Annotated in this window: 12 protein-coding genes; all 12 read right to left on the bottom strand. The window is 57.7% G+C overall.

All coding sequences use genetic code 11. The features are described 5' to 3' along the window. Positions 1-55 precede the first annotated feature (55 nt). Positions 56-349, bottom strand: coding sequence for a hypothetical protein (locus AC1EKG_RS09790; RefSeq protein WP_040315133.1), 294 nt, complete (start codon positions 347-349; stop codon positions 56-58). Positions 350-1027: 678 nt separating this feature from the next. Further along, positions 1028-2518 (bottom strand): methyltransferase, encoded by a 1491-nt coding sequence (locus tag AC1EKG_RS09785; RefSeq protein WP_004806978.1) that lies wholly within the window; start codon positions 2516-2518, stop codon positions 1028-1030. Next, complete coding sequence (locus AC1EKG_RS09780; RefSeq protein WP_004806980.1) at positions 2515-3762, bottom strand: variant leucine-rich repeat-containing protein; 1248 nt, start codon at positions 3760-3762, stop codon at positions 2515-2517. The genes AC1EKG_RS09785 and AC1EKG_RS09780 overlap by 4 nt, the downstream gene beginning before the upstream one ends. A gap of 50 nt (positions 3763-3812) precedes the next feature. Further along, complete coding sequence (locus AC1EKG_RS09775) at positions 3813-4517, bottom strand: SDR family oxidoreductase (RefSeq protein WP_040315134.1); 705 nt, start codon at positions 4515-4517, stop codon at positions 3813-3815. Between the two features lie 16 nt (positions 4518-4533). Continuing rightward, a complete protein-coding gene (locus AC1EKG_RS09770; RefSeq protein WP_004806984.1) occupies positions 4534-5139 on the bottom strand; it encodes a response regulator transcription factor in 606 nt (201 codons plus the stop codon). Beyond that, a complete protein-coding gene (locus AC1EKG_RS09765; protein WP_004806987.1) occupies positions 5117-6265 on the bottom strand; it encodes a sensor histidine kinase in 1149 nt (382 codons plus the stop codon). The genes AC1EKG_RS09770 and AC1EKG_RS09765 overlap by 23 nt, the downstream gene beginning before the upstream one ends. A gap of 3 nt (positions 6266-6268) precedes the next feature. Further along, on the bottom strand, positions 6269-7075 hold the full coding sequence (locus AC1EKG_RS09760) for an ABC transporter permease (RefSeq protein WP_004806988.1): 807 nt from the start codon (positions 7073-7075) through the stop codon (positions 6269-6271). Then, the gene (locus AC1EKG_RS09755) at positions 7072-8019 is read right to left on the bottom strand and encodes an ABC transporter ATP-binding protein (RefSeq protein WP_004806990.1); all 948 of its coding nucleotides are present in this window, start codon (positions 8017-8019) and stop codon (positions 7072-7074) included. Before AC1EKG_RS09755 ends, AC1EKG_RS09760 begins: the two co-directional genes overlap by 4 nt. Positions 8020-8097: 78 nt before the next feature. Continuing rightward, positions 8098-9999, bottom strand: a complete 1902-nt coding sequence (locus AC1EKG_RS09750; protein WP_040315135.1) for a hypothetical protein — start codon at positions 9997-9999, stop codon at positions 8098-8100. Between the two features lie 48 nt (positions 10000-10047). Then, positions 10048-10353 carry a thiamine-binding protein gene (locus tag AC1EKG_RS09745; protein ID WP_040315137.1) on the bottom strand — a complete coding sequence of 102 codons (306 nt, stop codon included), beginning with the start codon at positions 10351-10353 and terminating at the stop codon, positions 10048-10050. A 122-nt stretch (positions 10354-10475) separates the two neighbouring features. Beyond that, the gene (locus AC1EKG_RS09740; RefSeq protein ID WP_481067846.1) at positions 10476-12875 is read right to left on the bottom strand and encodes an FtsX-like permease family protein; all 2400 of its coding nucleotides are present in this window, start codon (positions 12873-12875) and stop codon (positions 10476-10478) included. Continuing rightward, positions 12872-13603: an ABC transporter ATP-binding protein gene (locus AC1EKG_RS09735; protein ID WP_004806997.1), complete on the bottom strand. Its 732-nt coding sequence runs from the start codon at positions 13601-13603 to the stop codon at positions 12872-12874. Before AC1EKG_RS09735 ends, AC1EKG_RS09740 begins: the two co-directional genes overlap by 4 nt. Positions 13604-13624 lie beyond the last annotated feature (21 nt).

Below are 13624 nucleotides of genomic sequence, written 5' to 3'. Positions count from 1 at the left end.
GGCGAGGCCACCGGCCCCGCCAGCAGACCTGGACTGCATACCGAAGGGTTGAGGCTTACCCCTGAGCTCTGCCTCGGCGGCCGCCGTTTGCTCGTCTGAAGGCGACAACACCAATCACAACGGTAATCACCATAAAAATGCCAATGAAATAATTTAGTGAATGGTGCGTAGCTTGTTTAAATGAATCCCCGAGGCTCCACTGCAATAAAATATTGCCGATCAAAATAACTACTTGCGCAATGAAGCACAGCATATAGAACTTAACCGAAGCAGTGGTCTGCCGCTCCCTTGAGTGCACCACCGCACCTCCAATCACGCCGCCACCGATGCCGCATGCATATCGGGGCATACACCGCCCAGTTTCGGGCGCCGCCCCAGATTAACGCCTTGTCGACACTAATTCAAACCTTAATATTTCATTTTGTTAGAATCCCATGTCGCGCGCATTCGGCAGCACTACCATTAAACCCTAATGAGTATTTACTAACGTTTCGCACAAGCTTTGAGCAACCTTCAGAATGCCGCCCCTATTGATTATTATTCAATGATTTGCGCATGGAAGTTGGGGCTGGCCTGGAAGAATCCATCGTCTCTGTGTCGTGACGCGACTTATCCTCCTATTGAGGTCCACGCAAGAAGGCAACTAAGAAAACCAATGAACGGGCCCCGCCAGCCGGCCTTACCAAGCCGGCAAAGTTAGAAGGCTGAAGCAACAACTACTGCGGATACCACAGAGACTAGTAAGGCCGCCACGCCTGTCACAATAAGCGTGCGTCCAGCCCGGTCAGGATCCGCCCTCAACGTATTCCAAGTGGCAAACGCGCAGGCCGCAAACGAGCTGACTGCAATTGCCCCCCCACACGGGGAAAGCAACCGACCGGGCGCGCACGGCCATAATAATTATCCCGATTAGGCAACCAAACGCGATCCCACACAAGGATGCCCCTGCAGTAAAGGCACCCCTACGCCCCGGAGTGTCAAATGCGCCCTCTAACAAAACAAGTCCCCTAGCTTCAAAATCCTCTACCTAAAACCGCACAGGCGAGTCTGCGGTCTCGCGCAAGAATCCTTGCCAGTACAAATCGCGCACCCGCGGCAACAATTCGCGCTCCAATTCGCCCTTATCCGCGTCTAAAAGCACCGAAAGGGCCCCAATAATCTGCCCAATGGCAAGCTCCCCATCACAGGCGCCCGCCAGCCCTGCCAGAGCGGTATCTACCCTAATTTGGCGACCTACCCCGCCCCCTTGGTGCAACATAATCACTTGTGGATCCTGCGCCCCAGGCGTGTAAAAGCGTTCCTCAGTAACGTCGTGAGGCACAACCAACCGCGCCTCCTTTAAAGCCGTGTCTTCTAATCCTCCTCCGCGTTCTCTAGCGAAAGCCGTTAGCAGATGTGAGGCGAACTCGCTGCCCGGCGCCCGGTCGGTGCCCAACGCGTCCTCAAAACGGCGCACCGGGACGCCCTGCCCCCTATGTAGCAGCACGTAACCAAAACCCACCCCCGTAATGCCGCGGCGATCAAAATCGTCAAGCCACAGCCTTTCCCGCGCAGCGTATTCGGCGGTTCCGGGAATAAGCCCCTCGTCACGTAACCACATTTTGGCGTATGCGGCCGGCGAGGCAACTTCACGCAAGCACACCCAAGCATCCAACGGGCTGTGGGACAACCACGAGTCCCAACGTTCGCGCCACTGCCCCGTAATCTGCCAATTACAAATGAGGGCGGCCACCCCACCTTCGCTAAGGTACTCGGGCAAGGCTGCGACTAGCTCGGCAACCAAATCGTCCCCGTCACGCCCGCCGTCTCGGTAGGTGAACCGCTCGCCCTCGCGCGCCTGCTGCGGGGTGATCACAAAAGGCGGGTTAGAGACGATCAGGTCGAAGCGACGCCCTCGCACCGCCGAAAACATATCGGATTGCAAAAGCTCAACGGACTCACCGGCCAGCTGCGCCGCCACGCCTGCCGCTCCAAGAGCTCGCGGCAAAATATCTACGCCAGTAACCGAATCAGCGTGTGCCGTAGCAGCCAACGCCTGCGCTCCCGATCCGCACCCCAGGTCGAGGACGGTACCGAAGTGTTCCCTGGGCGTCCACGCCAGTAGCGAATTCGTTGCCCCGCCCAAGCCCAGCACGTGGTCTGCCGGAAGCGGCACCCCCGGTACCGAACGCGGATCCGAAGGCACAAACCAGGTATGCTCCTTGCCGTCTATGCTGATTTGCAACGGCGACAGGCGCCAGCGAGCGCGCAGCCTCTGCTGCCCGTCACACAAACAGGTAGCTTCTGGCAAAAACTCTTCTACCTGCCCTTTTGAAACACGATGCCCCGTCACGAACAACGCGATCGCGACGCGCAACGCATTCAACTCACCCAGCTGCAACCATCCAGAAACCGCCCTTTGGGTGGGCGATTCTAACCCACGCGCCCAGTCCTGCCAGGCCTCGTCAAGTTCGGCCGCAAATCCCGAGGGCGAAAAGTTGCACTTTCGCAGTGCCGCGTCTAGCTTGCGCAGGCTCACTGATCGCGGCCGTCCGATCCTCTAGACCAGCCCTGCCGGTTCGCGAAGAATGACTTGCCCGAATCCAGATTCCAGCACTGCACCCCATCCTGAGTAGCAGAACAGGCAACCTTATCTTTGAACGCAGTCTGCCCGTAGTCCAAGGGACGAGTGGAACTAGTCTGGGCATCCGTACCACAGCGCAGCACGGCAGCCGCATCGCCCTCAACAGCTAGAGTTGCCTTGCCGTCCCCACAATTCTCTACGCCCGCGCGCCGGTAATCATTCTGGTAGACAGTGCAACTGACGCCGTCGCCCTCGAGCTTGCAAGCAATATTTCCTGAAGGCATCACGAAGGCGCCAGTTTCCACGTACTGCCCACTGACCGGATAGGGGGCCTTGGCCGGGTCATCCCAGCTTGGGCTGTCACTTTCGGTCGGTTCCGAGCTCTTAGTCTCGGGGGCCGCCTGAGTTGTCTCACTCTGGGTTGGTGTGGCCGCTGGCGCCGGGCGCTTACCCCGGTTTTTAAACAACAAAATTCCCGAGGCCACCAACACAACTAGGGCTAGGGCCAGCAGGGTTGCCAAAATCGGTACTGCTTTCGACTTCTTCTTAGCAGCGGGCGCCGAAGTACCCGACGCAGGAGCCGGCTGATATTCGCGTTTCATCCGCTCCTGCTCAAATTTGGGGATAACCACCGTTTCCTCGGGGTTCTGCCTACCCGACCCATATGCCGAAGTATAAGAAATGCTAGGAGCTTCTTCACCGGTGACTGCGCTGCTGTTCGCAGCAACGTGTTCACCGTGGTGCACCTCTTCCTCACTGTCAGCTTCACCCTGCCCGCTAGAGCCCGCAAGCTCAGCCGCGCTCTGCCCCTCTGGCTGATCATTCTGCTCTTCTATCTGGGGGGACGGCTCGGTGTGCGATTCGTCCTCAGCAGGTGCTTGCGCCTGGTCCGTATCGTCTTCGGCAGGAGTGGCGGGCATGTTCTCTGGTTCCTGTTCCAGAGTAGATTCATCCGGGTCAGGCCCCGCAGGTTCTTCCTGGGCAGTAGCACCCTGTTTTTCAAAAAGACGCCGCCTGCGCAACGCCTTATCCACATCGGCATCCCCCAGGTTCTGTAGCCACTCCAGCAAGGCCGGATAGGCCTGTGGGTGCAAGGCAATCTGCGGGCGCAGCTGCGGGAACTCCCCCGCGATCTGCTGCAACCTTATGGGTGCCAGCTGCGGATCCGAGAGATCCTGTTGGGCTTCTTCAAGGGACATAGCTTCTCCATCTGGATAGGAACTATGTGAAGTTTATCAGGATGCCTCTTTCAGGCGGTGGGGGTTTTTACGACCGGCCTAATTTCTAGGTTTTCGATCGTTGCCTCGGCGGAAGTATCGACTACTGCGCGCACCGCCTTGGCCACCGACTCCGGCGCAACATGGTCGGTGGGTTCGTAGCCGTGTCCGGCCTCCTTTTGGATCTGCACTTGCATGTCGGTGTCTACGCGCCCCGGATGAATCGAGCTGACACGCACCCGCCCCCGTTCCTCTTCGCGAAGAGCATCCGTTAGGGCTCGCAGCGCAAATTTCGAGGCCGAGTACACGGCATTGCCCGCTTTCGAATTGTAGCCGGAGCCCGAATTGATGGCTATAACCTGTCCTTTTGCCGCTCGCAGTGCCGGCAGTAGCTGTCGCACAGTTTCTGCCACCGAGGTGACGTTTAGGGTGAGCGTACGCGTCCACACCTCGGGTTCGACCTCGGCAATGTTGCCGCGGGCAGCAGTGCCAGCAGACAGCACCGCCACATCCAACCGTTCCAAACCGAGCTCCGCCACGGCGCCGGCAATAGAGTTCACGTCTAACAGGTCACATACAAAACCGCGGGCATGCGGGTAGTTGGCGACAGCTTTTTCGACGCGGCACGCGTTGGTACCGCCAATGATCAGTTCGTGGGTGCTTGCCAATTCTGCAGCGATTGCGGCGCCAATGCCGCGGGTGCCGCCGGTAATTAGGGCTATTTTCCGTTCACTCATGTTCCCACTATACGGGTCACAGCCACCCATTGTTGTGAGCGCGGCGGGCAGCATCCATGCGCGAGGATCCACCCGTTTTAGCCATTGCCGAGGTTACGTGGTTGCGCACGGTCCCCTCGGAAAGGCCCACTTGACGGGCTACCTGGGCGCTGGTTCCCCCGCCGAGGGCGGCGCGCAGCACGTCTTTTTCCCTTGCGGTGAGCGGGTTTTGGCCCAGTCCCAGGGAGCGGGCTGCCAGGTCTGGATCGACTACGCGCATTCCCGCATGCACCCGGCGAATCGCTTCAGCTAACTGGGCTGCCTGCTGGTCTTTGACAAGGAAGCCGCTGGCTCCGCCCGCCAAGGCTCGCGTTACCCAGCCAGGCCGGTCAAAAGTGGTGAGCATTAGGATGGCTACCTTGCAGGCAGATCCTCTAATTCGCTCCAGAGCCTCGAGGCCGTCCATTTGCGGCATTTCCACGTCTAACAAGAGGACGTCCAAACCTGGCAACTGTGCAACTTCTATGGCATCTTGCCCAGTTTCGCCCTCCCCTACCACGTGTAGGTCGGATTCCAGGTTTAGCAGCGCAACCAGCCCGGCCCGCACCATGGCCTGATCGTCAACCACGGCAACGTTTATCACTACTTTCCCCCTTCCTCAAGGAAAAGTGTAGACGGAATCCCGCCTGATCTTGGCCCCAGCTCAATTCGCCTACGTCTGCTGCTCGCTCGCGCAGCTTTTGTAGGCCCGTGCCCTGCCGGTGGGATTCCTTCTTTTGTCTGCCGTTGTCAATAATCGACAGTTCGGTGGGGCTGATCTGGATTCGGATGCGCGAGGCCGCAGAATGGTGCACTACGTTCGCTACGCCCTCGCGCAGAACGTGGGCGGCCACGGTGTTTGGCGCCCCCTGCGGCGGGTGGCCGTCGTCTTTAATATCGAGGGCGATGCCGGCAGCCTTAGCGAGCTGCCTTGCGCTTTCCAGCTCCTCATTTATGTCCGCCTGCCTGGTGGCAGCAACAACGGCACGCATGTCCGCGAGCGCCTGGTGGGAAAGGTGTTGCACTTGCTGCAAAAACTGGGTGGCTTCCACCTCTCTGCCCGCCTCGAGCATTTTGGCTCCCACCTGCGCGTTCACGTTTATGGCAGTCAAAGTTTGGCCCAGCACGTCATGCAGGTCGGCGCTGATGCGCGCGCGTTCACCCTCCTTCGACGCTTCTACCCGATCGGCCGCGGCCACCGCCTTCGCCCTGTCTTCTTCTACCCCCTGGCGCGCCTTCGCGGTCATGAAGTAGCCGATAACCGTCACCCCCGGTGCTATCAGCATGTTTACGTCACGCGGCCCGGTGATGTAGGTGCTCACAAGCAGGACCACCATCGCAACCCCCAGCACAATAGAGGATCGCCCTATGTAGGCTCTAGGTAGTTGGAAGGTAATTATTGCTGCTAGATAAGGAAAACAGTAGGCGGCCATGAGCGGAACGCCAGAAATGTAAACCACCACTGCGGCCAGTAGGCATATCAGCGCTATGGTTATTAGCACTGCGCGGTCCACACTCCCCGACACTGGCGCCGAATCCGACCGGACCCAAGTTTGCGCATAAACAGCCGTGAAAGCTATCTGCCACCAGATAGTCCAAAAGAGCTCGGAGGCGGAGGCCACCCCAATTAGGGGAAAGATCCACATGAAGATCAGGTATGGCAGCGCCCACGGCAGTGATTCTAAACGCTCGCGCAAAGGCTGGGTCGCCGCCCTCGACGTAGTAAGCATGATCTACCTTTCTGTGCGCCCCTTGCGGAAGTACAACAGTGCGGCTAGGCCGATAAAGACTGTTGAATAAACCCCGATGTTTACCACCCACGACCAGTTGAACGTATTGGCCCACCCGATTAGCGGCGCCCTGACAAGATTGATAATGCCATACAGCGGTGTATATGGAGCCATATCCTGCACCAGCTTGCCCATCTGCTCCAGCGGCATAAACATGCCCGACAGGAACGAGGAAACCAGCAGGATCATGGTCAGGATGAAGTTTGCCGCCTGCTCGTTTACTACCTGACCTATTGCAAACCCCATTGCCGCCAGCGGAAGACAGCAAACCAGTATGAGCAGGTACGTCGCTCCCCATGCCAAAGCAGTCAAATGTGCCCCCGTGAAGGCCCCGACCACGTAGGTCACAAGCGCGGCAAGGCCAGCCTGGCAGACTGCAGAGACCACCTGTGCACCCAGATAAGCTGGGAAAGACAGCGGCGTGAGCGCCAATGTACGCCACCACCCACTGTTGCGGCCGAGGGCGGTCACACAGGCGCCCCACCCTGCTGTAGTGAGCGCCCCATAGCAGGCCATGCCCACCATGATCGCCGCCTGCACGTTTCCGTTACCCACACTTTCATCCGAATACGGCTGGTCAACCGCAAAGAAAAAATACATTAGCAGCGGAATGCCTATTGCACCGCCAATAAACCAGGGGTTACCTATAGTTTGGCCGTATAAAGAGGCCAAAAAGTGGGTAACAGCGCCCTGGAAAGGTTTGGGCGTTGGAATTGCTTTTATTTCGGCTGTACTAAGAGTATTTCTCATCGGGATTCACCTTTAGAGGACGTTATAGAAGTAAAAATGTCGTCCAAGCTGATGCGGGTCATCTGGAAGCCGCGCACGCCAGGAGTTTGCAAAAGACGCAGGGCCAGAGGTTCTAGATCCATCCCCTGCACTAAAAGGGTGTTGCCGCTTAGAGAAATGTCCCACGCCGCCTGTCCCATACGAGCCAGCTGTTCAGGCAGGTTAGAATCCGCCGGGAGGATGGCGCGCACCTGTGCCCGCCGATCCGCATCAATTAGTTCAGATTTCGGTTTATCCATCGCCACCTTGCCCCTATCCATGATGACTATGCGCCCAGCAATGTCTTCGGCTTCCTGCAGGTAGTGGGTGGCGAAAATAATTGATACCCCCTCGGCGGTAAGGGAGCGCATACCTTCCCAGAACTCCTTCCGACTAGCCACGTCCATACCGACAGTCGGTTCGTCCATGAGTAGCAGGCGGGGCTCAGACAGCAACGCCATTGCCAGGCGAAAACGCTGGCGTTGTCCGCCCGAACATTTACTGAGCCGCCGCCCCGCCAAATCCGCAATACCAGCCCTTTTCAACGCAGCATCTACGCCAATGTGATTCCGGTACGGACTGGCGGCCAGCCGCAGTAGTGAGCGGACAGTACCCGAAGTGGGGAATCCGCCCTCCTGCTGGATGACGCCAACTAGACCGCGGCGGATAGCCTCCCGCGGCTCCAGGCCAAAAAGTAGGGCACGGCCCGCATCGGGGTGCCCCAATCCGAGGGCGATGTCCAGCAGCGTGGTCTTCCCAGCACCATTGCGACCAAGAAGGGCGACCAGTTCGCCCTGGCCGATAGTGAGGTCAACACCGTCTACCGCCTGCACCTTGCCGAAGGCGCGACGGGCGCCCTCGATTTGTAGCGCCGGCGGACAGCCAGTTTGGGTATTTTCTAAAACAGGTCTTGTTTTTGTTTCCATGCCTCCAAGCTATTGGCAAAACAAAACCACCAGCTAGGCCTAGTGCAACGAAAACTCCATTGCAAATGTCATGGGATATTAGTCCTCCACAAAGCGGATGGACTCACCGTCCCATTGGACTTCCCCACTGAACGGGATTGAAGGCGCTACGGCGCAGGCAGCGTTGTCATCATGCTTCACCCCAGACGCCCGAATCGTGTCACCCTGCACCCAGAAACGCTGAATCTCCCCCGCACAAGATTCCCCAGCAAAATCCTCCAACATTCCGTGCTGGACCGCGGTATTCCTTTGCGGATCCCACATCCACAGTGCATACCAGAAATGAATATGGGCCGTGCCCGGGTAATAATTCACCCGCTGGATCGAATCTAAGTAACCGTCGCCGTCAATATCTACGTAGAAGGCAGCTTCTGGGACATACTGCAATTTTGCGGGCACGCCGTTAAACGACTCTTCCTTTACTCCATCTTTCAGATCGTAAGTATTAGAAGCACCATTGCGGCCCACATCCCACGTGGCGTTCGCAAAATCGAAGTTCCGGATGGCATCGCCGGCCGCCCTCGCCCGATTCTGTTCGCTATTTTTCTGCTGCGATTCTTCCGGCAGCGCGCCCTCCGCCCCACTAACAACAATTTCTTCAGCGGTAGCGTCCGACCCAGTTATCAAGCCGCCAGTCATATACTCATCCGCAGAGAATCCCTTCGGAAGTACCCACAGCCGCGTTCCCGTCTTCATCTCTATACCCATGATCGAATCGCTGGATTCGCTCATATGCTCAGAGTCCTGGACAAGTAATCCATCCACCATTCCATAAACCCGGGAGCACAAGTATTGCCTGTCCGTCCCGGTCACAGCAAGATAATCGCCTCCATCAGGTAGGAAAAGTAGCTCATCCCCAGGAATTGGAACTAGCGCACCAAGCCCCCGGCCTAGCGCTTCCCTGAACTTGGCGCTGCTGAGCTTATTAGACGAGGCCGGCATACTAGATTTTGAGACCAAATAGGCGGAAGTACCCAGTATTATTGAGCTCTCGCCCTCACCATTGCCGAACGCCGCGTGAACGATGCGACTGCCAAGCTTTACCTCCCCTTCCTTAGCAGGTACCTGCCAATGATTTCCAGCATCACCCACAAGCCAATACCCGTCAGTCATAGCAATTACGCCGCTAATGGGCATGGTCGCCCCCTTAACATGGGTATTTACAATTTTTCCGGTCTTCAAATAGAGCAGCGAAATATCCGAATCCCGCCCCAATTTCTTTGCGAAAGCTAAAGTCTCGGCAGAAAAAGACTGGAGATGCCCCTGCCCCGACACTGTGAGCGCCGGATCATCATATGCACCGGGAGCGTACGCCCTCACCTCTTCGTCCGCACCCTTCGGGTTAGAAACAATCAGATATGTTCCTGCCACCCCACGCACGACCGAGCCTTTCTGGCCGGGAACAGGGACTTTCTTACCCGTTGCAATGTTCACGCCCTCTTTGTGTCCCCACACGTAATCCCCGAAAGAAACGTGCCCTAAGAACGCGTCAGGATAAACCCGGGTAAATGTCTGAAGGATGTTCTTCTCATTCTCGTCCGCCGCTTTCCACGTCGGTGGGGCAATCTGATATTTAGATAAGACCTTCCCCTGCTGGTCAAAGACCGCAATGTTTACTTTTTCTGTCAAATACGCAATCGCCGCCATGTGATTACTCTTCGCAGAATACTGATACTTAGCTAAAGAGAAATCTGCACCCAGATTCGGCTTCTTAAATCTGCGATATTTCTTTATTCCCCTGGAATAGTTGACAGGCACGCTCAAGGCCTCTTGCCGCTGTTTAGCAGTCATAGTCTTGGCAGCGGGCCCCTTACTTACTGCGGTGGGGGCCGGCCTCAGCAGGAAGTAGCCGATCGTCAAGTTGGCGACAACCACTACTGCCAGGGCAATGCTCAGGCCGATTATTAGCATCTTGCGTTTGGATCCGGCGACAACCATCACTAATCTTCCGTGATTAGATATTTTAAATTCTTATTTTGAAAAACGCAGTTACAGCTTTTCTACCTGCGCGTTCACGCGTTCTACCTTGCCTTCAATTTCCCCGGTATGGCCCGGGCGTAGATCCGCCTTGAGCACTAGGGACACGCGCGGGCTAACCTCTCCCACTGCATCACACGCCTTCTGGATGACCGGCATGCATTCTTCCCAGCTGCCTTCCAAAGTCGTGAACATCGAAGTGGTTTCGTTTGGCAGGCCCGAATCGCGCACAACCTTGATCGCACGAGCTACGGCCGAAGCCATCGAACCATCCGGATCGTCAGTTGTGGAAGGCGCAATTGAAAAAGCAAATAACATGCTCCTATTCTACCCTTGGCCACTTCTCTAAAAACAGAGGTCGGAGCGCAAATGGCCGCCTTTCTTAAAAGGTGGAGGGCGCAGCCCAAGTTGGACTACGCCCTCACGCCTATTCACTTTCTTCAGTCAGCCGTTAGCGCCCGCACGGGAGGCACCTTAGCTGCCTTCCTCCCCGGTACCCAGGAGGCCAAAGCCGCCGCAATCAGAGTGATCACCACTGCCGCCGCGATGTAGGCCCAGGGCATGACCACGATCACGCGGTTCACCTCTAGCGGCAGTGCGTGGATTCCGAGGATGCCAAACCCTATGCCCAGAAGGATGCCAATTGCGGACCCGGTGATCGCGATCAGGACCGCCTCCCACAACAGCATCCGCCTCATCTGCCTCCGCAGCAGTCCGAGGGCGCGCAACAGCCCATTCTCGCGGGTGCGTTCCGCCACCGACAGCGAAAGGGTGTTCGCAACCCCAACGAGGGCGACCAATACGGACACCGCCAACAGCCCGACAACCACCGCGAGCGCCGCGTTGATCATCTTCGAATAGAAGGCCCTCTCGCCAGCACCACCAGTAATTTCCAGACTGTCAGAGATCTGGCCAACATCCTTTATCACCTGTTCGATGTTCGCATTGTCATTCAGGCGAATCACCGCGCGAGCATCCTTCGCATTAGGGGCCAACTGCTTTAGCGTTTCGGCGGCCACATTCACCGAGCCGGCCTCCATCGCCTTATTCTGCTTCACCTGCACGTCCTGACATGTCTGGCCGACGCACAGTCGGGAGGCTCCCGTAGGCAGACCGGAAGCAGCCTCGCCCTCGTTATGAGTAAACAGCTTTTCCTTTGCGCGCGATACCGGGTTTCGGTCCGCAACGCCGTACGCCTTCACGTCCCTATCTCCCAGACGCGCCGGAGCCGCCTTCTCTACCTGCATCTTCGCTATGCCGGCAAGACCGCGCAGCTTAGCCACCTGGCCCGCCTGCAAAGATCCACCACGCGACGTGACTACCAGGTCAATGGGCCGCTCGGTATTCAGAGTATCTTCCAACGATGCGCGCATCGAAGTAGCTCCCACCGACATCATCGTGATCAAAGTGACCCCAATAACGATTGCCGTTCCCGTCGCAGCAGTACGGGCCCGGTTGCGGGTCGTGTTCGCCCTCGCCATCTTGCCAATACCACTGCGAGCAATGGTGCCGACCAGCGAAGTGAGCTTCGGCATGGCGGCACTGGCCAACAAGACCGCCCCGAGGAAAGCGGGGATGCCACCCGCTAGCGCAATGACGAACCCGAGTTCTTCGCCGTGGTGGATACCAATCCCCAGCCCGGCGGCGCCGACCGCAACCAGCAGCAGTCCGAAGACGATTCGCCCCCACCGGGTGCGAGCACTACCGCCCTCCTCTTCACTGAACTGCGACAGGGCCGCAAGGGGCGGAACCTTCGCCACTCGTCCCGCTGGCCGCATACCTACCAAATACGTCAGTACCGTGCCGAGGACGAACACGCCCACCAACAGTAGTGGGTTGACCGCGCCTAACGGGATCTTGCCAATCCGCAATGCAAGGACTGCCAGACCCATGCCGAGGATAATTCCGATAATTGAGGAAATGGCGCCCACCAGTAAGGTTTCCTTGCGCAGTAGAGATCGCACCTGCCGCCCGGTAGCCCCGACCGCGCGCAGTAGGGCCAGTTCACGTCGCCGCTGCTGGTAGACCACCTTGAACGTAGTGGACACTACAATGAACGCAACAACCAGGGCTATTGCCGGAAAAGTGAGTAGCACAGCCATCATGACAGCGCCACCGATGCGCATCTGCTGCAGCATTGTGGTTCTGGCCTCGGAGCCGGTTTGCACCTTGACGTCCTTACCCAACACCTGTTTTACCGTCTTGGCCACGCGCTGCTGTTCAGCCTTATTAGGATTCTTGCTCTGACCAGCGACTTTGAGGTTTGCTGCCATGGAGGCATTCATCTTAGTCATGGTCGCTTCAGTAATCACCGAGCGCACGTTACTTATAGCGCCCTGCTTGATCAGCCCAGAGACTTTGAGTGGGAAGTAGTCGCCGCCCTCGATGTTAGAGCGCGCCTTCACCGTCTGCCCCACTTTCACGTGCAGGGTTTGGGCGGCCTGGGTCGTGAGCATGATTTCGTCCTCGCCTGGCCGTTTCCCTTCGTCAGCCTCACGATGAAAGAAGGGCGCTTTCTGTTCTGCGGCGACAAACGCCGTGGTGTTTTCGCTCCCGGCGCGCATCTGCAATACGCCATAGGCTGTCTGCTGGGCCGCGCCAACACCCGGCGTATTTTGCAGCTTTTTTGCAGCCTGTCGCAGGTCTACGGCACCTTGGGGGGTGGCAAACGCCGCGACTCCCTGAAATTCCTCATCCGCGCTCTGCGTAAGGGATTGTTGCAGCGACTGGGTCATTACCAGGCACGCGAACACGAAGGCCATCGAAATGGCGACGGCTAGCCCGGTGGCTAAATAACGCCGCGCGTACGTGCGCAGGTTGGCTTTTAGAAGTGTGTTCACCGGGCACCACCAATCAGGCTGTGATCGGCAGAGATCTTGCCGTCGCACACTTCCAGAACGCGATCGGCCACAGCGGCACAGTCGGCGTCATGGGTCACCATGATCACGGTTTGCCCAAGGTCAGTTACTGCGCGGCGCAGCATGGACAGGACCTCTCTAGAAGACGCAGAATCCAGATTGCCCGTCGGTTCATCTGCCACGATAACGGCCGGATTCATTACGAGGGCTCGGGCCACAGCTACGCGTTGCTGCTGGCCACCTGACATTTGTGAAGGGCGGTGGTCGAGCCTGCCTTCAATTCCTAGAGTCCTGGTAATCTGGGCGAATTGGTGTTCGTTTACCTTGTGTCCTGCCAGCTGTGCGGGCAGCTTTATGTTGGCGGCCGCATCTAGTGTGGGGACCAGGTTGAAGCTTTGGAATACAAAACCAATCCGGTCGCGGCGCAGCTTGGTCAGGGCGTCATCCTTCAGCTGGGTAATGTCTTTGCCCTCAATAAGAACTTTGCCTGCGGTTGGGGTATCTAGCCCTGCAAGCATGTGCAACATGGTCGATTTGCCCGACCCGGAAGGCCCCATGATCGCGGTGAACTTGCCTGCTTCGAAGCCGACGGACACTTTGTCTAGGGCTCGCACCTGGGCGCCACCAGTACCGTAGATTTTCGAGACGTCGACCAGTTCAACGACGGGCTGCAGGAACGAAGCGGCCGGTGCCGCCGAATTATTCGCCATCACAGGCGACTGAGGAATGCT

The organism is Winkia sp. C0117E2 (assembly GCF_056590455.1).
Note: the sequence above shows the minus strand (reverse complement) of the source record. Positions and strands in the feature narration are given on the sequence as shown.

Excerpts from the sequence above, each read along its gene's own strand:
- AC1EKG_RS09765 (WP_004806987.1), bottom strand. The coding sequence starts at position 6,265 with ATGCTTACTACGTCGAGGGCGGCGACCCAGCCTTTGCGCGAGCGTTTA.
- AC1EKG_RS09790 (WP_040315133.1), bottom strand. The coding sequence starts at position 349 with ATGCCCCGATATGCATGCGGCATCGGTGGCGGCGTGATTGGAGGTGCG.
- AC1EKG_RS09760 (WP_004806988.1), bottom strand. The coding sequence starts at position 7,075 with ATGAGAAATACTCTTAGTACAGCCGAAATAAAAGCAATTCCAACGCCC.
- AC1EKG_RS09745 (WP_040315137.1), bottom strand. The coding sequence starts at position 10,353 with ATGTTATTTGCTTTTTCAATTGCGCCTTCCACAACTGACGATCCGGAT.
- AC1EKG_RS09735 (WP_004806997.1), bottom strand. The coding sequence starts at position 13,603 with ATGGCGAATAATTCGGCGGCACCGGCCGCTTCGTTCCTGCAGCCCGTC.
- AC1EKG_RS09755 (WP_004806990.1), bottom strand. The coding sequence starts at position 8,019 with ATGGAAACAAAAACAAGACCTGTTTTAGAAAATACCCAAACTGGCTGT.
- AC1EKG_RS09780 (WP_004806980.1), bottom strand. The coding sequence starts at position 3,762 with ATGTCCCTTGAAGAAGCCCAACAGGATCTCTCGGATCCGCAGCTGGCA.
- AC1EKG_RS09775 (WP_040315134.1), bottom strand. The coding sequence starts at position 4,517 with ATGAGTGAACGGAAAATAGCCCTAATTACCGGCGGCACCCGCGGCATT.